The 16,712-nt window shown below is 57.1% G+C and carries 27 protein-coding genes and 2 pseudogenes; 13 read left to right on the top strand and 16 right to left on the bottom strand.

The window, feature by feature from the left end:
* Positions 1-218, bottom strand: a 218-nt coding sequence (locus tag CBW22_RS12960; protein ID WP_176428120.1) for an SOS response-associated peptidase family protein, incomplete at its 3' end; no start/stop codon positions are given.
* Positions 219-276: 58 nt separating this feature from the next.
* On the opposite strand from CBW22_RS12960, the pseudogene CBW22_RS12955 reads away from it, so the two are divergent.
* Positions 277-411 (top strand): annotated as a pseudogene (locus tag CBW22_RS12955) (DNA polymerase III subunit theta); the annotation flags it as partial.
* Positions 412-909: 498 nt separating this feature from the next.
* Positions 910-1,218 (top strand): hypothetical protein, encoded by a 309-nt coding sequence (locus CBW22_RS12950; RefSeq protein WP_088516881.1) that lies wholly within the window; start codon positions 910-912, stop codon positions 1,216-1,218.
* Here CBW22_RS12950 and CBW22_RS12945 read toward each other — a convergent pair.
* Positions 1,208-1,447, bottom strand: coding sequence for a biofilm development regulator YmgB/AriR family protein (locus CBW22_RS12945; protein WP_088516880.1), 240 nt, complete (start codon positions 1,445-1,447; stop codon positions 1,208-1,210). The two genes, CBW22_RS12950 and CBW22_RS12945, sit on opposite strands and share 11 nt — an antisense overlap.
* Positions 1,448-1,608: 161 nt before the next feature.
* Between CBW22_RS12945 and CBW22_RS12940 the strand changes: the two genes are divergently transcribed.
* The 6 genes from CBW22_RS12940 to CBW22_RS12915 all read left to right on the top strand — a co-directional run bounded on the left by CBW22_RS12940 (position 1,609) and on the right by CBW22_RS12915 (position 4,748).
* Entirely contained in the window at positions 1,609-2,256 is a 648-nt protein-coding gene (locus CBW22_RS12940) for a hypothetical protein (protein ID WP_088516879.1), read from the top strand.
* Between the two features lie 265 nt (positions 2,257-2,521).
* Complete coding sequence (locus CBW22_RS12935) at positions 2,522-2,704, top strand: general stress protein (RefSeq protein ID WP_039337529.1); 183 nt, start codon at positions 2,522-2,524, stop codon at positions 2,702-2,704.
* Between the two features lie 474 nt (positions 2,705-3,178).
* A complete protein-coding gene (locus CBW22_RS12930) occupies positions 3,179-3,433 on the top strand; it encodes a hypothetical protein (protein WP_088516878.1) in 255 nt (84 codons plus the stop codon).
* 279 nt (positions 3,434-3,712) lie between these two features.
* Positions 3,713-3,955 carry a regulatory protein YcgZ gene (gene ycgZ / locus CBW22_RS12925; protein ID WP_039337534.1) on the top strand — a complete coding sequence of 81 codons (243 nt, stop codon included), beginning with the start codon at positions 3,713-3,715 and terminating at the stop codon, positions 3,953-3,955.
* Positions 3,956-4,060: 105 nt separating this feature from the next.
* On the top strand, positions 4,061-4,339 hold the full coding sequence (locus CBW22_RS12920; protein WP_088516883.1) for a hypothetical protein: 279 nt from the start codon (positions 4,061-4,063) through the stop codon (positions 4,337-4,339).
* 145 nt (positions 4,340-4,484) lie between these two features.
* Positions 4,485-4,748 carry a biofilm/acid-resistance regulator YmgB/AriR gene (locus tag CBW22_RS12915; protein ID WP_088516877.1) on the top strand — a complete coding sequence of 88 codons (264 nt, stop codon included), beginning with the start codon at positions 4,485-4,487 and terminating at the stop codon, positions 4,746-4,748.
* A gap of 217 nt (positions 4,749-4,965) precedes the next feature.
* Here CBW22_RS12915 and CBW22_RS12910 read toward each other — a convergent pair whose 3' ends face one another.
* From CBW22_RS12910 to CBW22_RS12900, 3 genes are all read right to left on the bottom strand, one after another.
* Positions 4,966-5,163, bottom strand: a complete 198-nt coding sequence (locus CBW22_RS12910; RefSeq protein WP_058973856.1) for a hypothetical protein — start codon at positions 5,161-5,163, stop codon at positions 4,966-4,968.
* A gap of 81 nt (positions 5,164-5,244) precedes the next feature.
* The gene (locus CBW22_RS12905) at positions 5,245-5,505 is read right to left on the bottom strand and encodes a hypothetical protein (protein ID WP_088516876.1); all 261 of its coding nucleotides are present in this window, start codon (positions 5,503-5,505) and stop codon (positions 5,245-5,247) included.
* A gap of 140 nt (positions 5,506-5,645) precedes the next feature.
* Complete coding sequence (locus CBW22_RS12900; protein WP_058973854.1) at positions 5,646-5,951, bottom strand: hypothetical protein; 306 nt, start codon at positions 5,949-5,951, stop codon at positions 5,646-5,648.
* A 244-nt stretch (positions 5,952-6,195) separates the two neighbouring features.
* Between CBW22_RS12900 and CBW22_RS12895 the strand changes: the two genes are divergently transcribed.
* On the top strand, positions 6,196-6,480 hold the full coding sequence (locus tag CBW22_RS12895; protein WP_058973853.1) for a hypothetical protein: 285 nt from the start codon (positions 6,196-6,198) through the stop codon (positions 6,478-6,480).
* A gap of 39 nt (positions 6,481-6,519) precedes the next feature.
* Here the strand turns inward: CBW22_RS12895 and CBW22_RS12890 are convergent.
* A pseudogene (locus CBW22_RS12890) lies at positions 6,520-7,680 on the bottom strand (diguanylate phosphodiesterase).
* 273 nt (positions 7,681-7,953) lie between these two features.
* Here CBW22_RS12890 and CBW22_RS12885 point away from each other — a divergent pair.
* A complete protein-coding gene (locus CBW22_RS12885; protein WP_088516874.1) occupies positions 7,954-8,214 on the top strand; it encodes a hypothetical protein in 261 nt (86 codons plus the stop codon).
* A gap of 230 nt (positions 8,215-8,444) precedes the next feature.
* Here CBW22_RS12885 and CBW22_RS12880 read toward each other — a convergent pair whose 3' ends face one another.
* Complete coding sequence (locus CBW22_RS12880) at positions 8,445-8,699, bottom strand: biofilm development regulator YmgB/AriR family protein (protein WP_088516873.1); 255 nt, start codon at positions 8,697-8,699, stop codon at positions 8,445-8,447.
* A 681-nt stretch (positions 8,700-9,380) separates the two neighbouring features.
* On the opposite strand from CBW22_RS12880, the gene CBW22_RS26685 reads away from it, so the two are divergent.
* From CBW22_RS26685 to CBW22_RS26310, 3 genes are all read left to right on the top strand, one after another.
* A complete protein-coding gene (locus CBW22_RS26685; protein ID WP_254919502.1) occupies positions 9,381-9,503 on the top strand; it encodes a hypothetical protein in 123 nt (40 codons plus the stop codon).
* Positions 9,504-9,520: 17 nt separating this feature from the next.
* On the top strand, positions 9,521-9,652 hold the full coding sequence (locus tag CBW22_RS26680; protein ID WP_254919501.1) for a hypothetical protein: 132 nt from the start codon (positions 9,521-9,523) through the stop codon (positions 9,650-9,652).
* Between the two features lie 117 nt (positions 9,653-9,769).
* Positions 9,770-9,940, top strand: a complete 171-nt coding sequence (locus CBW22_RS26310) for a hypothetical protein (protein ID WP_167347705.1) — start codon at positions 9,770-9,772, stop codon at positions 9,938-9,940.
* A gap of 26 nt (positions 9,941-9,966) precedes the next feature.
* Here the strand turns inward: CBW22_RS26310 and CBW22_RS12870 are convergent, their stop codons facing one another.
* The 9 genes from CBW22_RS12870 to CBW22_RS12830 form a co-directional block, all read right to left on the bottom strand.
* Positions 9,967-10,230: a biofilm development regulator YmgB/AriR family protein gene (locus CBW22_RS12870; protein ID WP_088516871.1), complete on the bottom strand. Its 264-nt coding sequence runs from the start codon at positions 10,228-10,230 to the stop codon at positions 9,967-9,969.
* Between the two features lie 239 nt (positions 10,231-10,469).
* Positions 10,470-10,778: a hypothetical protein gene (locus CBW22_RS12865; RefSeq protein WP_039335646.1), complete on the bottom strand. Its 309-nt coding sequence runs from the start codon at positions 10,776-10,778 to the stop codon at positions 10,470-10,472.
* A 995-nt stretch (positions 10,779-11,773) separates the two neighbouring features.
* On the bottom strand, positions 11,774-12,334 hold the full coding sequence (locus CBW22_RS12860; protein ID WP_088516870.1) for a histidine phosphatase family protein: 561 nt from the start codon (positions 12,332-12,334) through the stop codon (positions 11,774-11,776).
* A 3-nt stretch (positions 12,335-12,337) separates the two neighbouring features.
* A complete protein-coding gene (locus CBW22_RS12855) occupies positions 12,338-13,102 on the bottom strand; it encodes a CbtA family protein (protein ID WP_088516869.1) in 765 nt (254 codons plus the stop codon).
* Between the two features lie 10 nt (positions 13,103-13,112).
* Entirely contained in the window at positions 13,113-13,322 is a 210-nt protein-coding gene (locus CBW22_RS12850; RefSeq protein ID WP_088516868.1) for a CbtB domain-containing protein, read from the bottom strand.
* Positions 13,323-13,350: 28 nt separating this feature from the next.
* A complete protein-coding gene (locus CBW22_RS12845) occupies positions 13,351-13,785 on the bottom strand; it encodes a nitrile hydratase accessory protein (protein WP_088516867.1) in 435 nt (144 codons plus the stop codon).
* The gene (gene nthB, locus CBW22_RS12840; RefSeq protein ID WP_088516866.1) at positions 13,782-14,441 is read right to left on the bottom strand and encodes a nitrile hydratase subunit beta; all 660 of its coding nucleotides are present in this window, start codon (positions 14,439-14,441) and stop codon (positions 13,782-13,784) included. Before nthB ends, CBW22_RS12845 begins: the two co-directional genes overlap by 4 nt.
* Complete coding sequence (gene nthA, locus CBW22_RS12835; protein WP_088516865.1) at positions 14,441-15,079, bottom strand: nitrile hydratase subunit alpha; 639 nt, start codon at positions 15,077-15,079, stop codon at positions 14,441-14,443. Before nthA ends, nthB begins: the two co-directional genes overlap by 1 nt.
* A 50-nt stretch (positions 15,080-15,129) precedes the next feature.
* Positions 15,130-16,644 carry an amidase gene (locus CBW22_RS12830; RefSeq protein ID WP_088516864.1) on the bottom strand — a complete coding sequence of 505 codons (1,515 nt, stop codon included), beginning with the start codon at positions 16,642-16,644 and terminating at the stop codon, positions 15,130-15,132.
* Between the last annotated feature and the right edge of the window lie 68 nt (positions 16,645-16,712).

Raw genomic sequence — 16,712 nt, 5'->3', positions numbered from 1 at the left:
ATGAGCGGCGGTTTATCCCACCACTCCGGACCGTAGCCCCAGTAAACAGGATCAAACTTCAGCTCGCCGTCACGCTCACTGAGCAACAGAACCTTAGTCCCCGGCGCCACGTTGTACCGGGCAATGGGTTCAGCATCCCGGGTCAGTTCTTCCGGGCCAATACCCAAAGCGTCAAAGTAGTCATCTCTGCTGCTGTACTGCGCAAATCGTCCACACATAAGCCCCTCCTGCTATTCAGCATAGGCGGTATACTTTTGTCCGGAGGGATTATCATGTCATAACCCTGCCGCCCGGCCCCGGGAAGAGCGCGATCGGATCAGCGTGGATTTAGCCGCGGCCGGTGTCGCGTACAAAGAACGCCTGAATCTGCCGGTGAACCCGGCAGAGGTAGAGCGTCAGCAGTCAGAAGCATAGCGCGAGTATTACAGGGTTCGAATGACTATAACTGGCACTTAGCTGCCGGTCACGCAATGCCATGAGTACCACCTCAGCATCAGTGGCAATTTTTTTTGCCATGGTCAGGTAAAACGCAAACGGATAGCCAGGTGAATGCAAATACCCAGACGTCAGAGTAAAGCAGCCGCACAGTTTAAACGGCCATTCCTGCCCGGTTCATATGATCCGAAAATTTCATGACTCTGTTCAGAAAAGCGTGCCAAAAAATGGTTCTGACTGGACATCTGCCGCAGTAACCATGGGCCTGTCTGGCTATTTCTTTAGAAGTCAGAAAATAAAATCCAACGGGCTGCTATGTTCTGAACACGGTGAATCCCTCTGTGCGACGGGGCCAGGCTACACAGGTACAGCAGGAACAAAAGCGCGATTCAGGTGGTAGCCTTTCTGAATCACCGGGAGGCACCCGGCACCGTAACTTTTACTGAAGAATGAAGATGCGCTACGGAGGTGGCCATGCTCTGGATGGAACAGGGTCTGTATCTCAGGGTGGAAGAGCTGACCGGCGGGCCGCGGCCGCTGCTGAGAGGGTTCAGCCTCACGACGGCCTACCGGGCGCTGGGATGCTTTAACCCTTCGGAAACGTCTGACGCGTATTTCATTCTTTCCAATGACCGAGACGAGGTCTGGTTTATTTGTAACCGGCATCTGCGAACCGTTGTTATGCGCAATGACTGCACGGCATTCCGTTTGCCGCTCTCTTTTTTTGGCGGACATAACTTAACCGGCACCCTGCCGGCAGTACATCCCGGACTCAGCGATTAAACAGCATCCGGAGCAGAGCCGTCAGGTGTTCCGCCTCAGCCTCATCGCCGGAATCATCGAGGCGCGCTATCAACTTGAGGCATAAAGCGGTTCGCGTCAGCCGCCGCTCCTGTCGCAGGATCTCAACGGTGATGTTGCCCAGCAGCTCAATCTGGCAGGGGTGAGTGACCTGGCTGAAATAACCGGTCAATCCGGCTTCTTTTTCCGGCGGTAGTCCGTCCTGTCGCATCAAATACCCGTGCGTAGTGAATGAGGTCGGGCGCAAAGTAACCGATGTGAAGGCGCGTGTACAGCAGTAATCCTGCGGTGCTCTGTCTTTTAAACAGCACCATTCGTTTTTGCAGACAATTCAGCGACATAAATTAACGCTCCGGTTATCAGGGAGGCTCAGTGAACAGAAAAGTAACGGCGGACGACAGCATGCCCATTACCCTGCCCGATACCAGCTTCAGTCAGGTACTGAATCCGGAAGACACCAACCGGGCCGACACCCATGCGTTTCTTGCCCGTGACGTGGAGCCGTTTACGCTGCCCGGGTTTGTGACGCCGTTCGGCTACGCCCTCTGGCAAAACAGAGCAGAGCGACAGTTCAGGCTGGTCACGCAGGAGCCCGGGCCGGAGACCGTGTATGCGGTGAGGCTGGAAGACACTGAAGACTTCACCTCGCCGGAGCGCGCCTGCATACAGGTCATGGTCTGGCGCACCCGCCAGCCGCAGCACGAGGGGGCGGTGCACGGCCTGGCGCGCCGTTTCTTCTGCCATTTTCTGCATCGCTGGTCGATAATCATAACCGACAGCGCGCAGACGAACGCGGCAAAGGTGATGTGGGAAGGGATGGTGGCCTGGTCGCTGCGCGACCCGGAGCACTACGTGTACGTATGGGACGGCACGGGCGAGTCGGGCGGCCTCCACCCGGTGCGCAGCTGGCTGGCGTTCTGCGGCCACTGGGCCGCCTTCTGCTGGGGCGCGGAGCCTGAAAGCCACCTGCGGCGACGGGTTGTCATCAGCACGCACCCCCTGAACGCTGCGCAGAAGTAATACGAATGCGGCACGGCGCGCCTGCAGAACAACTCTCCATCCGGAGGGATGTCACGCGCCGTTCCGCGCACACAGCCTGGCGCATATCGCTGAAGTCGCAAGCGCGAGGGTCCAGCGTGCCCGTATTTCAGATTCAGCCACCCGGTAATGCGTGTCCGCCATCATCCCCCTGAAAAAAAGTGTCCTGAAGACAGGAAGTCCTGTACAGACGTGCCACACTATAACCGTCTGATATACAGGACAACTCTTATCTGAGGAAAACATCATGACAGCAGTAAGACGCGGTGGAGCCGGAAACTTCGCGGCCGACCCGGCACGCGCCTCTGAGGCGGGCAGCAAGGGCGGCGCCGCCAGCGGCGGCAACTTCAAAAACTGCCCCGATCGCGCGCGTGAGGCCGGCCGTAAAGGCGGCCTTATCAGCCGGCGGGGCCCAAAACCTGAAGTTTAAATAAAACCACAAGGACGCGCGCCGGAAGTAAATTTTATCCCGGCGCGCTTAATTAGGAAATTGGTATTTCCTATATATCTCTGATGCTGAAGGAGAATAATTACCCGGATTTACCCCCTGATTTTTCTAATATGCGGCGCATATTAACGGTCAGTACCCTGCAGGCTTATCCTCCCTTTTTTCAGGCCCTGTTAAATCCTCTTCTGAGATTAATTACCGAAACACTTACATGCTCAGGCTGCACCTCAGGATGAAAACGATTTCAGACCACATATAAGGTTTATTCAGTATTTTCCGACAGTTACCTCTGATAACCTGTCAGGCATCTGAATTCAGGGCGTTTTTTATCGCTGTGCGACTGAGCGTAATTCTGACTGACGGGATAATGCGCGGAAAGTATTTAAACGGAACCGGTTTTCAGTCCGTCAGGCGACTACACTGAAATACCGTAATAAGGCGGAGGGAGAGCAGAGCATGCCTGATAATGACTATGACCAGAACCAGATGATTATTGGCGAAGCGGCGGTTCATCTGGCGATGAATAATGCGGACATTACCGTTGGCTCGCTTATCCGCGAGCTGGCTGAGATGGCCGCCGCCGAGAAAAATCCTGCGCGCTGCGTGCAAATAAGAGGGGCGAAACGCTGGCTCCGCGGGTTTGAGTCATTACCGGGCAACCGGGACGAGCTGAGATGGATCACTGCAGCGGGCCGCGGCTCAGCGCACTGAAGACATCCCCCGCCTGTCCGGGTGACACCGGGCAGGCTTCTTTCCTGTGCCCCGGCCCCTGAGCTGACCATGCTGTTCTGACCGTTGTACAACCCCTTCGTTAACCCGCTCATCATTCGCGCGCTGATACTCACCTAAGGTACTGTTAAGTAACATCTAGCACTTTTTGCACAAAAAGATAAGCTGTACAGCAACACAATTACTGTACAAGTTTGATTTGGTTGTATAACTTTACGGTCAGACAGAGCCGACTACATTTTAACCACCGAGAGGTTCATCATGCGTCAGAGCAATACGAGATTCCCGGATTCCGCCAGCGACATTGCGCACTACTTCAGCAAGGCATCGGCGCCGACCCAGCAGGAAACGCTGGGGCAGATTGTCGTTGAAATCCTGCGCGCAGGCAAGAACCTTAACCGTAAGGCCATCTGCACCAAGCTGCTGCGCCGCCTCGAAGTCGCATCCAGCCTGGAAGAAGAGCGTCATTACCAGACGCTTATTGGCATGCTCTTTGAGCGCTGAGTTACCCCGCCGTAATGAAGCGCCGACCGCTGCGTGCCTTCAGGACCGCCCGGAATGGCCGTCCTGCCATCCTGCCCGGAGGGGCATGAGACGGAAGATGCGGGTATGAAGAATACAGATTTAACCTTAACGCGCCTCGCCGACGTTGTGCTGGGCGAAGCCGTCGTCGCACTGCTGAGCAGTGAAGATCACATCAGCGCAGACGGCGTGGCGAGACAGCTCCGCGCCATGAACGGCGGCGAGACGAACGCGGTAAGGCGTGAAGCCATCGCCCTGGCGCTGGGCGAGGTGCAGAGTGAGTTTACACAGTCGCGCGAGAGCCGCGACGCAGACGTGCTGGCACTGAGTGCTCTGAGCGGCCCGGTCAGCAACGTTAAGAAATGACAGTGACTGACATACAGAAGCACTGATCTCCGCACCGGGCGGAGAGCGGCAGGACGCCCGCAGGACGCGGCTACCGGAGGGTGGCCGTTTTTATTTCAGGCATCAGCCTGGCCACCTTTGCCCGCAGGGCCTGACGGATAACACCATGCAGCTTAACGAACATCACACCACTACCGAAGCCGACATCATCCAGCACTTCCGCAGCGGCGGCGACGCGCTGGCCGCCGAGACCGCCGTACTGGACGCCGTCATCCGCGACATCGTTATTCATGGCAAAAAGGTCACCAGCAAAGCGATCATACTTTATCTTATCGCCGAGCTCGAGAGCACTTCAGACGTGGTCCAGCTTGACGTGCTGCGCAGCGCGCTGGAAATCGTGGTGGGTAAAACGCCCGACGAGGGCTTCTGAGGCTACTTCTGCTGCACAGCGTGCGCGGCGGCCAGCGCTGCCGGGGAGTCGAATCCCCCTTTTGAGGCCCACACGGAGCAGCTGACGGCGGCGGCGAGGGTAACGGCAATCCAGACTTTCACAGGCATCTCCGGTTTAAACGATTTTACACTTCTCAGTGTGGCACGCCACCGTCATTGCGCGTGGGGTGCACGTCAGAACGGGAGTAATCCGAAGGTCAGTGCATCTGCTGAGCCAGCAGCCTGACGGCGCGTGCGCAGCTTTCGCGCATGTCCGCCGCGCCGGCCGCTTCGCCCATGCCGTGCAGGGCGCTGGTAATTTCGTGAAGGGTAAGGTGCTGGTCCGGCTTAAGAAGGCGCGCCACGACCGTTCCGATAACGGCGTAGATATCTTCGGCGGTGGTGTCATCGTTCATATGACCTCCGTCCGTAAGGTGGATAAGTGTACAGTATATCAGAAAGGCGCCCCCGGGGATACCGCTGCGCCCCGGGTGACCTCAGTGAAGCTTCTGCGCTGACAGTTCGTCAGCGCCGGGCACCACGGTCTTTTCACCGGCGCGAATCTGCATTTCCCGCCGGACCTCTTCAATAGCGCGCAGCCCCGCGCGAACGCGGTCTTCATCCGTTTCATGCTCAATAGCCGCGCGCAGGCGCTCTGTCAGTACGGCCCAGCTGATGGCGACGTCCTCGTCCAGCAGCGCCGTGACGGCCTCGCCAATCATGATGTCGGCCATTTTTTCTTCAAAGTCATTTTTCATGGGGTTATCCGGCAGCAGGTTTCGGGCGCAGAGCTTACCAAAGCGCAGCGGGCCCGAACATGAACGGGGACTCTGTCATGCAGAAAACTTTTCCGACGCAGCGTCAGGACGCGGCACGGTCGCGCTGTTATGAAGGGAACTTACCCCTGCGCCGGCATTTTCTTTCTCCGGCCGCGCTGCTTTGCCGCGGGCGGCGCGGCTTCCGCCACCGGAGAAGGCTTCTCCAGGCGGTACAGGCAGACGTCGCCGCGCTCCGCCAGGCTCGCCGGCCAGATCATGGCCGCGTTCCCGTCCTCCACATACAGCTCACCCAGCGGCTGTACCACGGCCCAGGGCGCGCCCAGCGTGCGGCGCAGCTGCAGGATCTCCTGCGCCATCGCCACGGCCTCCGCATCATGGCTGTCCGGATGGCCGGCGATGTGGCTGAGCCTGTCTTCGCTGAGCATGGCTGCCTCTCCTGTGTGTTATTGCCTGTTGCACTGATAGCCCACCGGCAGATTGCCGGAGATCTCCCGCTGGCGCATGCTGCAGTTATCTCCGGTGCTGAAAACAGGGGGCTTACGAAACCTTTACGCTTGATATCCCGCTGACGGCTTGCAGAGTCTGCAACCCGCTCTATACTGGTCGAACCAGTGAAAGAGTACCGTTTTTAAAACAATAAAAGGAAAAAAAATGATTTTAAGTGAGTTTATGCTGAAGGTGAACCGCTGGCCTCAGATGCATTTTACAGCAATTGAAAGCGAGCAGCGCGACGCCGGCATCGAGATTTACGCCATCGACTGCACAAACCAGACCAAAAGCCGGCTGCTGATTTACCGTACGCCGGACGCGCAGCACGCGGCGGCTATGATGACGCATTTCCGCACCTGGCTTGAAAAGGCCAACCGCGGCAGAACCCTGCGGCAGGAAAAGGCCGACGTGCCGGCGGCCGTCATGGCCGCGCAGCATCCGCCTCAGCAGGCCGCCGCCTGTTAATCATCCGGGGCCCGCGGGCCCCCTGTTCTGCACCTTACCTCAGACGGCCTCGCGGGTCTCCGGCCAGGCGACGGCCGTGCCCTCTGCGGTGAACAGCGCGCCCTGGAAATCAGTAACCCCGGCCGCCTCCAGCCACATCCACTCCTCCGGCTGCTCGATGCCTGCCGCGATGACGTTGATCTCCAGCGCCGAACAGCAGCGCAGCACCGCGTGCACCACCGCCTGACGGGGGCCGCTGCGGTGAATGTTGCGCACGATCCCGGCGCCGATGCGTACGCGGTCCGGCTGCACGTGCGCCAGCAGCGACAGCCCGGCTGAGCCGTCACCAAAGTTATCAATTGAGAGACTGATACCGGCCTGCTTCAGCTGCCGCACCGCTGCGGAAAATGTTTCCAGCCGGGAGATAACCTCCGTCTCGCTGACGCCCAGTATAATTTGCTGCGGCACCAGTCCGGCGCTGTCGATGGCGCTCACGAGCCGGCCCACGGCGTCCGGCAGGGCGACCAGCGTCATGGGCAGAATGCTGACGTACAGCATGATGTCGTCCGGGCACGACCTGCCTGCCCTGTTCAGCGCTCCGGTGACCGCCGCGAGATTGTGCTCGTACAGCGCCTCGCCGGAGAGCCCCGCCGGCGCGTCACTGGGCAGGGCCTCAAGGGCCGTGACCTCACGGCCGAGCGGGTCGACCACCGGGCGGAAGGTGACGCCCGCTGCCGGGGCCGGTGACCCGTTCTCGTCCGGCACAAAGTCCCAGTAGTCGGCGGGCAGGACCTCAAAGTAGTTCTCTTTCTCCCGGGCTTCCACGAAGGTTCGCAGGAACTGCAGGCCGCGATCGTCAAAGGTCAGGCGGTATTTAGACGTGCCGCGGTCAAGCACCGCCTGCAGCACGCTGCCGCTGTCGTGGTGGCGCAGGTCGAAGAGCTCCATGCCGTGATTGCCGAAGCGACGTGACGGTGAGTAGTCGCGCATCAGTTCAACCACGTTGTGGTGGCGCCGGTCGGCGCAGATGCGAGCGTAGATGTCCAGCACGCCCTCCTCCGGGCCCTCCAGGATCTAGAAGAAGTGCGTACCGTTAAACAGCAGGATGCCCGTTACCTGATGCCGGGCGTTCAGCAGGCTGGCCTTCTCCACCATGCCCGGCAGGATGCGGACGGGCACCTCATCGGCGAGGTGGCTCCGGTAAATTATGGTTGTAAGCATTTGAGGCTCCGTATTGCCGCAGATTGTCACGGGCATCTTAGCAGCCCGGCGCGCTTTCTCAAACCGCACCGGTAATGGGCAGGGTGACAGGCTGAATGAACGTCAGGGAGCGTCAGAAACGATAAATTCTTACGCGCGGAACTCTCTCATCATAATTATTGAAATAAATTATTACGGAATAAGGGTTTTTCAGAATATCCTCCGGGCGCTTTCGTCGGCGGGGTCTACAGTGTGACGTGAGGTTGTCATCAACGTAAAACGGAGGTAGTAAATTTGTCTATTCAACACGACGGGAAAGGGCACGTCATTATTGGCGAAGCGGCACTGAGCCTGGCGCTGGGCGAAAAGGAAATAAGCGTGCAATCGCTTATTACCGAGCTCGGACACATGGCGGAGGCCGGCGGCAGCGATAACCGGCTCACTGAAATATCCGAAGCCAGAAGCTGGCTGAAGAGTTTTCACGAGCCGGAGCAGGCCGTCCGGCACGTGCCGTACCTGCAAACCCTTGCGGGCCTGAACGACGAGAAGAACTGACGCCAAAGGACGTAGTCCGGCTCTGGCCGGAAGACGACGATGAAGATGACCTCAGCGGTCGCGCTCAGGCGTGTACCGGCCGGAGAACCTGTCAGGGACGACACCCTCCGATAGTTCTGTTCTTAAACCGACACAGACATTTCCCCGCGATGTATTCAGGCATACAGTAACTGTTTTAAGGAAAGGAAGCTGCTTCTGCCGACCGTGCGTGACCGACAGCAAGTCCCCCTTCAGATGCCGGGATCGTCTGGCGTGTATCCCACGACCAGCTGAAGAAGAATGCGCAACGTTTCCTGCCTGCTCCCGTCCGTTTCATCCGTAATTTGTCTCATGATCTGCATGATTATGGTTTTGTTACTGATCGGTATTTCCTCTGCAAGGATGGTGCGGATGATGTCGTCCAGTGTCTCTTTTTCTGACTTAAACCGGTTACCGGTACCGGACAGGTAGGCCTGAATGTGTGCGACCGAATTCGTATTTCTCATGCTGTGAAGGTCCCTGGCTGAATGTGTGCTGCAACAGGCGATGGAAAAGAGGGTGACCGGCGTGCCCCGGCTGTGAAATACCCGCCTGATTAGTCAAGTATATGGCAGTAAACGAGGCGCGGAGCGGGCAGCGTAAGATTCAGAAAAAGCGGGGGAGGGTGGGCAATGCATGCGGAAAATCATTTATGTCGGTACAACAGCGGACTGAAGGCAGTCAACGTCCGTTGTGGGGAACTGGCTTTATTGTCACCCCTGCGTGCTGCTTAAATCGCGACAGAAATTAATTCCGTCCGTTATATAACCAGGCATACAGTGGCTGCTTTAACAGGGAAGGAGGTGAGATATGTGGCAGTTTTATTATCTGCTCTGGATGGGGCAGCAGGACCAGCTTCACGTGAAAGGGTGCGTATGCCTCGAAGACCACCCGGAGCGACGGTTTCTGGGCTCGGCCATCAGTTACCGGCACGCGTATCAGATAGCGTCACAGCGCCTGAGCGTACGGGCCTCCATCTGCCGGCGGTGCGTGGACGACAGCATGAAGGAGTCGGGGGGCTCCACGCTTTTGCCGGCCCCGTAACGGGTCGTTTTTACGCTTAAGTCACAGAACGGAGAATTCTTCACGTCAGATACCGTCACGGACCTAAACTTAACGTTACCCGATACCGGGTGACGGAGGTAACCATGGCTGACCGTAACGATAAAAATGTGAAGGATGGCAAAGACGCCGACCACAGCAAGCTGCCCGCGGGCAACAAAAAAGACACCAGGGACAGCGACACCATGAAGCAGAAGGGCGGGAAGTAGCCCCGCGGGAGCGCTGCATGTCTGAACACCCGATGCCTGATGACGCCACGCCCCTGCCGGACGGGATACCCGAGCCCGGTCACGAGGACGAGGTGCCGGGCGGCGACAGAGATATCCCGCCCGACCGGGGTGCCATCCCCCTTATTTAACCGCCTCCGGGCGGTTTTTTTTCGTACGTATTTATGCGCACCGCTTAAAGCGATACACTGTATATATCCCCAATAAGCGGAGCGCATCTGAAAAACGAACGTGAGATACAGGACCTGATGCACGAAGCCATCGGGCTGGCCATCAGGCAGATACTGCGCAGGGGCGAGTCAGTGAACCCGCACGAGCTCATCGGTACGCTCTGGCGCCTGAAGGAGTCCAGCGCCGATGTTACCCTGCGCGAGGCCTGCAACCGGGCCATCCGGCTGTTTGCGGGGAAAATGAACTGAAGGGTAGCCCTTACCCAGCTCCAGCCTCACACAGCCTGGCCGCCGGCGTCGTCCGGCGTGTGGGTCACGACCAGCTCCAGCACGTTGCGCAGCACCGCCTGCCGCTGCGCGTCCTGCTCGCGTTCAAGCTCGCGAATGACGTGCATGATGAGCGTTTTGTTGGTCAGCTTGCCGCCCGGGGCCAGAATCGCCTTAATGGCCGCCTCAAGCTCGCCACGCTCTGCCGCCAGCGCCTCGCCACAGTTCTGCAGGCGGTCGCGAATGACGGTTACGGAATTTGTGTTTTTCATGCTGTGAAGGACCCTGCCGGCTCAACCTGAGCGGATGACGGCGCTGGAAAGAATGACGCGATTTTTGTTGTGTTGCCGGGTGAACTGCATCCGCAGCGCAGGCCTGGCGTCAGTATCATTATAGGAGGGGAGGCAGAAAAGCGCTTCGTTAACCGGGCAACTCTGTCTGACTCAGCATCCAGCTGAGCTTTTAATGCACAAAGCAGAGCAGGCGCCCGTCGCCCGCCATGGTAGAGTAGTTATCTCATCTCATCGTCTTCATCAGCCTGCAGGCGAATGGTCGCCTCGCCGCCGCCACTGAGGTCTCCAGCATCGGAGAGCATCCAGCTCTGAGCCGCGCCGCCGCGGGCGCCCACGGTGCGGAAATCACGCAGCCAGGCTATTGCCGCACTGATGCGGGCAATACGACTGCTGAGCTCCTCAGCTCTCAGCATAACGTTAAGCTCCGTCAGGAGAGAGTCGATGGTTATTTCCTGTTCACGCACGGCAAGATTGACAGCTGCTTCACCAATAACTGCGTGACCGGTCATGTCTTCGCTGTACAACACGTTTACACCTCGATTAAATAATGAGAATGATGTTAACCACATCTTAATTATAGCAAATGGGATGGGATTAATTAAATTCCATCTGTCGTCATGACCTATAGATAAATAAGGTAAAATATAATGAACCTTTGTGGTTGGATATAAGTGACTGATGTTCGGCTGTTTATTGAAATAATCTGATTATGTTTTCGTGTGATATGGATTTCGGGTGCGTTAGCTTCAGGTGTTCTTGTATCAGACCATGCACGTAGAAATACTTTTACAAGGCTGGCAGGACCCATCTGCCCGAATCAGGTTCACCATAACAACGTATCATGCTTATACAACTCTTCGGGCGCCTTAAGCTGGCAGGAGTGTATTCACCGCGCGGGGTATCCAGCAAATGATAATGAGCGATATCTTTAAGGGTTTCGTTTTAATTTTGAAGTGAGTCCTGACTGAAGAAAAGATGCCCGTCACTACCTCTGATTCATACCGAAATATTATTCATAATTTAAACGAATATGTATCCCTGGGTGTGTGCCAGATATACCAGCACGATAGCGTGCCAGTCGCCCAGACAGTGAAATATTCCCGTTCTGACTCCTGTGAGCGGCATTATATTGCCGGCGTCCATTGTGCTGGAGTTACTTTACGTTTTAACATGGCCCTCAGTTAATCACTTATACGGCGCAGGACTTTTCGATATTAACCATTATATAAAATTAAACGCCATCCAGGAACAGGCGTGGAGTTTGGCTGCCTCTTCCAGTTGGCTTTGCCACCGGATTTCAACTGGTGCTCAGACGAACGTCGCGACTGAACGGAGCGGGCCAGTCAGTGCATTACTGCTGGAGTGAATAAGTCAGTCGCTGCGCTACGCCTCTGTGCCGCTCCCCTTCCTTTGGCTGGAGACTGCGGGCTGTCCGCACTGTAGCCGGGAGCCCTGGCCAGACATCTTAGCCGCACGATGCGTCATAGATTGTTTCATTAGTAGAAATAAAATTATTTAGAAACTATAACTTTTCACCTAATGTGCAGATATTCCAGCGGTTCCCGGTACTTGTGAGAATTGTTCTGCTCATTGGCGCAATATCGATCCGCTGGAATGCACTCAATGGCGCATCCAGCAGACCCGTTATGATTGCGCGAATAACCGCTGCCGATGCAATCGCGCAGTGGTCCCCCTGCACACCCGCATTTCGTGAAAGCCATTCACTTGTGCGGGATATAATCGCAGCGATACTCTCGCCACCCGGCGGTGCGTCACACGACAGCCAGCGATGAAATGCTGCACTGTTATCCTTCATAATCTGCTTTACGGGCAGGCCCGCCCAGTGACCATAGTCAGGCTCCGCCAGATGAGCAACAACCTCTCCCCTTAGCCCTAATGCGGCGGCAGTCTGTCGGGCTGCAATCTCCGGAGCGAGCCATATTTTACTCCCGGCTCTGATATTTACCTTCATCTTGTTCAGGGCTGCACTTGCTGTCTCACTGAGCTCGTCATTCGCCGGAAAACGCGTGTAGCGGTTTGCCAGGGTTTCGCCCTGGCAGATAAGGTGTATCACCGCGTTCACGCTTCAGTCGCCTGCAGGCGCAAAACGAAGCCTGACTTTATTCAGGCTCTTTTCTGTCATCCAGCCAAACAAAAGTCCGGTTGTACACCACATGACCAGTTGCGTGCCGAAAGCACTTAACCGGAAGCGCCAGAGAACGTCTGCAGAGAAGCCTTCAGGTATTTCATTTACCGCCGGCATCAGCAGACAGGCCACAATCAGCATCGTGAGGCCAGCCAGGAAACCCCAGAGCGCTGCATTCCAGTTGCCCATATGTGTCCGGAGCTGATGCGCACTCCAGGCTGCCGTAAAAACAATCGCGGCTGAAACCAGCAGCATGATGAAGTAAAGCATCGTCCTGTAACCAATCGTAGCTGCATCACCCACCGCCGGCGGATTGGGCGGATATTTCAGCCCCGGCATCAGGCTCATAAACAGAAATCCCCCCAGTGACAGTATCAGCGCAAGCGCTCTTGCGCTGGATGGACCGGTACGCTGCCAGCATAGCGACCATATCAGCGCCAGTGCTCCACCCATAGCGGCGCTGAACAATATCATCCCGCTCAGCAGGCCCGCGCCGGACTGTGTATCGCGGGTGAAAACCTCGCCCCCGTCATCATGATTATGATGATGTTCACTATCACTGCTGGCATGCTTTGCGCTGAGCGTTTCTTCGAAGGCTATGGCTTTGTCAACCTGCGGCTCCCCCAGAAAATGGGCAAAACCAAAGGCAACGATACCCGCCAGCATTCCGGCGAACATTCCGTTCAACAACAGCTTTCCGGTCATGTGGCTGTCCTCAGTGGCAGGGAAATCCCAGCAGATGCCGGGCATCGTGGAAATACTCATGGATCTGATTGCCGGAGAAGACGGCAGTTGCCCCCTGCTCAGCACCGATAAAATAGACCGACAGTAGCACCATCAGGGTGATAAATGCGCTCCAGGGCAGGATTGCGCTGAGCGGAATAGGGGAGTGCTCTGAATGAATATTCTCAACAATGTGTTCCATAATTTGTCCTCATCTGGATGCAAAATCTTCAGGAATCAGTTCGTACAGTACCCGGGCTGACTGCCACGGGGACACGCTGCACCGGGTGGTGGTGAATATGCTCAGGCGGACAGCTTGCGCTGGTAAGCGTCACCGGCATGCCATGGGGAGTGTTAAGATATGCCTGACGCCATTCCTCTGTCCGGCTGCTTATCTCTGCCTCGCCGGTCATCTGCAGGGACATCAGCATCTTTTCCGTTGCGGCCACCCACTGGCGGTAATAGGCATCATTGACACTTTCATGCGCCAGCGCCGGGTGCGCTTTAATTTCTGCACTGAAAACATCGACCCAGGCCTTCCAGCTGAACAGCCCTGCCTTATGCATGCAGACGACCAGGGAAAAGACCTGCGCCTGCCAAGGGTGCTCAAACGGTGCGCTGCCTGCTCCCGGTTCACTCATCCTTACCGATGTTAAGGTACTCATAACGCCTCCAGATAATCGTCCCACAGGTCAATGCGCACAGTGTCCTTTGCCGGCGCGTTTTTGCCCCACAACTCTGTGGCGTCGAAGCTGACGCTGTAGACGTGCTGCGGATGATCGCCAAGGCCGTGTGCCACGGTGTCCGGGGTAATAAATACGCCGTGGTCAATGACAATCGTGCCGGTTTTTCCGCGTACATAGCGCGGGAGGCGGGTGTGGCCGGCTGGATTGATGTTTTTTGCCCTTACGCGATCGCCCGCCCTGAAGCTCGCGGGAATGTCTGTCTCAACCCGGGCTGATGCTCCCGTCATGATGACGGCCTGCACCATTTCCTGGCGTAATACGGGGATATCAGCAGACACTTCTCCCGGCTGCTGGATGCCAGCCAGCTCTTCCGGGGTTATTACCCCCTTTTCAAGCAGCAACGTTTCGAAAGCGTGCATCCAGTGTTCGTAATAGCTTTCTTCAAGATAGTGCGCCGGGTTCATGCGCTCAATGGCATGTCGGAACATATCTACGTTAAAGTGGCCGCCGACAAACAGGGAGGCAAATAATGAAAAGGTGCGTCGCTCCCATTCGTGATGAAAAGGCGGTTCATTTTCTTCAGTAATGACGGCACCCATGCCGTGCATTCCGCCCAGGTCGTGTATTCCGTTCATCACATATCCTCCGTAATGTCTTTCAGAGCGTCGGGTTGCAGGGCAACACCGGTGCCTATCATGGCATCGCGCGTCACCAGCTTAGCGAGCTGCTCTTCACTCCAGCCTGCGGTGCCGGTTGGTCTCTCTGGCAGCACGAGATAGCGCAGTTCGGCGCTGCTGTCCCATACCCTTATTTCCTTTTCCTCGCTGATGTTCAGGCCAAACTCAGTCAGGACGCTTCGCGGCTCAATAACGATACGCGAGCGGTAAGGCGCGGACTTGTACCAGGCCGGCGGCAGGCCCAGCGTCGGCCAGGGGTAGCAGGAACACAGCGTACAGACGGTCACATTATGAACGTCTGACGTGTTCTCAACCACCATCATGTCCTCGCCCTGTACGCCGGAAAAACCCAGCTCGGCAATAGCCTCGGTACCGTGTTCAAGCAGACGGGCCTTATAGTCAGGATCGGTCCAGGCCCTCGCCACCACGCGGGCGCCGTTTCGCGGCCCGATGCGGTGTTCGTAGGTGTCGATGAGTTCATCCAGCGCAACAGGGTCAACCAGCCCTTTCTCCGTCAGTAATGACTCCAGCGCTTTCACCCGTAGCGCAATCTCTGCCGGGGGCTCGGTGTGGTCGTGCTCATGGTCATGTGCCATCGTTCTTCTCCGGGTGTTATTAAACGGTGTCGGACATTGCGGCCCGGTTATTACATCTGCTTCCAGTCGCCGCTGCCCTCAAACGCGGCGGCAGCCTGATAAATCGTGCTTTCAGCATAGTGACGGCCTACCAGCATCATGCCAACGGGCAGTCCCCCTGCCAGCCCGCAGGGCACAGACATGGCCGGATGACCGGTCACGTCAAGGGCCGCAGTATTGCCAATCATCTCAAACGCCCTGGAGATATATTCCGTTACCGAACAGTCAGATGATGGCAGGGGCGGAGCCGTAACCGGCACGGTAGGCATGACCAGCAGGTCGAAGTCACTCAGGGCGCGGTCGTAATCGGCGCGTGCACGACGGGCCAGATTCTGGGCTTTAGCGTAGTAACGGCCGTTGTAGCGCGAGAGGCCATACTGGCCGATGAGCATACAGATTTTGAGAGAGGGGGAGAGCGAGTCTGCGTTCGCACGCCATCCGGCATGTTTATCAAGCAAGGCAACATCATAGAGGCCCTCCCAGTTAAACCCCATGCCGTTGCCATGCATCATCTGCATCGTCAGGCCCTCGCAGCCGATGGGTGACCACAGCGCGGCGGCAAGTGTATGCCCCGGCACCGAGACCTCGCCTGCCTGTGCGCCGAGGCTTTTCAGGCGATCTATCGCCGCCCGGACTTTCTCCGCGACCGCTGGCTGAAGGTTAGGTAGCCCAAACCCCTCCGTCACAATCCCTATTTTTAGTCCACTGACTCCTTTCTCCAGCGCGGCGGTATAGTTACCGCTGCGCGGGCTGTACTGCCGCGGGTCCAAACCGTCAGGACCCGCCATGACTTCCAGCATCAGAGCGTTGTCACGCACACTGGCGGTAATGGGTCCGGCATGGTCGATAGTGGCCTCAATGGGCATAATACCGGTATAGGGGACCAGCCCGTGGGTGGGTTTCATTCCGTAGGTGCCGCAGAATGCGGAGGGAATACGGATAGAACCGCCCTGGTCGCAGCCCACTGCCATATCAACCTCACCCGCAGCAACCAGCGCGGCGCTGCCCGAAGAGGATCCTCCGGCACTGTGTCCCTGACGCCAGGGGTTGTGGACGGGCGCCGGATCGGAGGTATGACTGCCGCCGGAAAGGCAGAAATGTTCACAGGTGGCCTTACCCAGAATGGTTGCGCCGGCGTCCAGCAGGCGGCTTACCACGGTCGCATCGAAGGCGGGCATATGCCCCTCAAGCGAGGTGGCCCCGTTCATCATCGGGACGCCAGCCAGGGCGATGTTGTCCTTCAGCGCCACGGTTTTTCCCTTCAGCCTGCCATCGGGTGCTCCCGCTACCTCACTTTTGTAATACCAGGCGTTTAGTGGATTCTCAGTTCCTGCGGGGCGATGGCCTTTTCCGCGCGGATACTCAACCGGTGGAATTTCATCCGTTAAACCCTCTATCAGGTCATAGGCATCAAGGTTAGGCTGCATCAGGGAAAGATATTCAGCGGCTTCACTCTCAGAAAGAGTCAGATGAAGCTGGCGTGCAAGTTGCTGTAGCTGGCTGGCATCCGGGCGTTCAATGGCCATTCTCTGTTCCTCATGTAAGATATTAAAAGACTGATTTCCTGCTCTGAACATAACGCGGTCGGCTCCCC

The sequence above is a fragment of the Pantoea sp. VS1 genome, from assembly GCF_002207995.1.
In the GTDB taxonomy this organism is placed as follows: domain Bacteria; phylum Pseudomonadota; class Gammaproteobacteria; order Enterobacterales; family Enterobacteriaceae; genus Pantoea; species Pantoea dispersa.
Note: the sequence above shows the minus strand (reverse complement) of the source record. Positions and strands in the feature narration are given on the sequence as shown.

Excerpts from the sequence above, each read along its gene's own strand:
- CBW22_RS12950 (WP_088516881.1), top strand. The coding sequence starts at position 910 with ATGCTCTGGATGGAACAGGGTCTGTATCTCAGGGTGGAAGAGCTGACC.
- CBW22_RS12945 (WP_088516880.1), bottom strand. The coding sequence starts at position 1,447 with ATGCGACAGGACGGACTACCGCCGGAAAAAGAAGCCGGATTGACCGGT.
- CBW22_RS12935 (WP_039337529.1), top strand. The coding sequence starts at position 2,522 with ATGACAGCAGTAAGACGCGGTGGAGCCGGAAACTTCGCGGCCGACCCG.
- CBW22_RS12930 (WP_088516878.1), top strand. The coding sequence starts at position 3,179 with ATGCCTGATAATGACTATGACCAGAACCAGATGATTATTGGCGAAGCG.
- ycgZ (WP_039337534.1), top strand. The coding sequence starts at position 3,713 with ATGCGTCAGAGCAATACGAGATTCCCGGATTCCGCCAGCGACATTGCG.
- CBW22_RS12920 (WP_088516883.1), top strand. The coding sequence starts at position 4,061 with ATGAAGAATACAGATTTAACCTTAACGCGCCTCGCCGACGTTGTGCTG.
- CBW22_RS12915 (WP_088516877.1), top strand. The coding sequence starts at position 4,485 with ATGCAGCTTAACGAACATCACACCACTACCGAAGCCGACATCATCCAG.
- CBW22_RS12910 (WP_058973856.1), bottom strand. The coding sequence starts at position 5,163 with ATGAACGATGACACCACCGCCGAAGATATCTACGCCGTTATCGGAACG.
- CBW22_RS12905 (WP_088516876.1), bottom strand. The coding sequence starts at position 5,505 with ATGAAAAATGACTTTGAAGAAAAAATGGCCGACATCATGATTGGCGAG.
- CBW22_RS12900 (WP_058973854.1), bottom strand. The coding sequence starts at position 5,951 with ATGCTCAGCGAAGACAGGCTCAGCCACATCGCCGGCCATCCGGACAGC.
- CBW22_RS12895 (WP_058973853.1), top strand. The coding sequence starts at position 6,196 with ATGCTGAAGGTGAACCGCTGGCCTCAGATGCATTTTACAGCAATTGAA.
- CBW22_RS12880 (WP_088516873.1), bottom strand. The coding sequence starts at position 8,699 with ATGAGAAATACGAATTCGGTCGCACACATTCAGGCCTACCTGTCCGGT.
- CBW22_RS26685 (WP_254919502.1), top strand. The coding sequence starts at position 9,381 with ATGGCTGACCGTAACGATAAAAATGTGAAGGATGGCAAAGACGCCGAC.
- CBW22_RS26680 (WP_254919501.1), top strand. The coding sequence starts at position 9,521 with ATGTCTGAACACCCGATGCCTGATGACGCCACGCCCCTGCCGGACGGG.
- CBW22_RS26310 (WP_167347705.1), top strand. The coding sequence starts at position 9,770 with ATGCACGAAGCCATCGGGCTGGCCATCAGGCAGATACTGCGCAGGGGC.
- CBW22_RS12870 (WP_088516871.1), bottom strand. The coding sequence starts at position 10,230 with ATGAAAAACACAAATTCCGTAACCGTCATTCGCGACCGCCTGCAGAAC.
- CBW22_RS12855 (WP_088516869.1), bottom strand. The coding sequence starts at position 13,102 with ATGACCGGAAAGCTGTTGTTGAACGGAATGTTCGCCGGAATGCTGGCG.
- CBW22_RS12850 (WP_088516868.1), bottom strand. The coding sequence starts at position 13,322 with ATGGAACACATTGTTGAGAATATTCATTCAGAGCACTCCCCTATTCCG.
- CBW22_RS12845 (WP_088516867.1), bottom strand. The coding sequence starts at position 13,785 with ATGAGTACCTTAACATCGGTAAGGATGAGTGAACCGGGAGCAGGCAGC.
- nthB (WP_088516866.1), bottom strand. The coding sequence starts at position 14,441 with ATGAACGGAATACACGACCTGGGCGGAATGCACGGCATGGGTGCCGTC.
- nthA (WP_088516865.1), bottom strand. The coding sequence starts at position 15,079 with ATGGCACATGACCATGAGCACGACCACACCGAGCCCCCGGCAGAGATT.
- CBW22_RS12830 (WP_088516864.1), bottom strand. The coding sequence starts at position 16,644 with ATGGCCATTGAACGCCCGGATGCCAGCCAGCTACAGCAACTTGCACGC.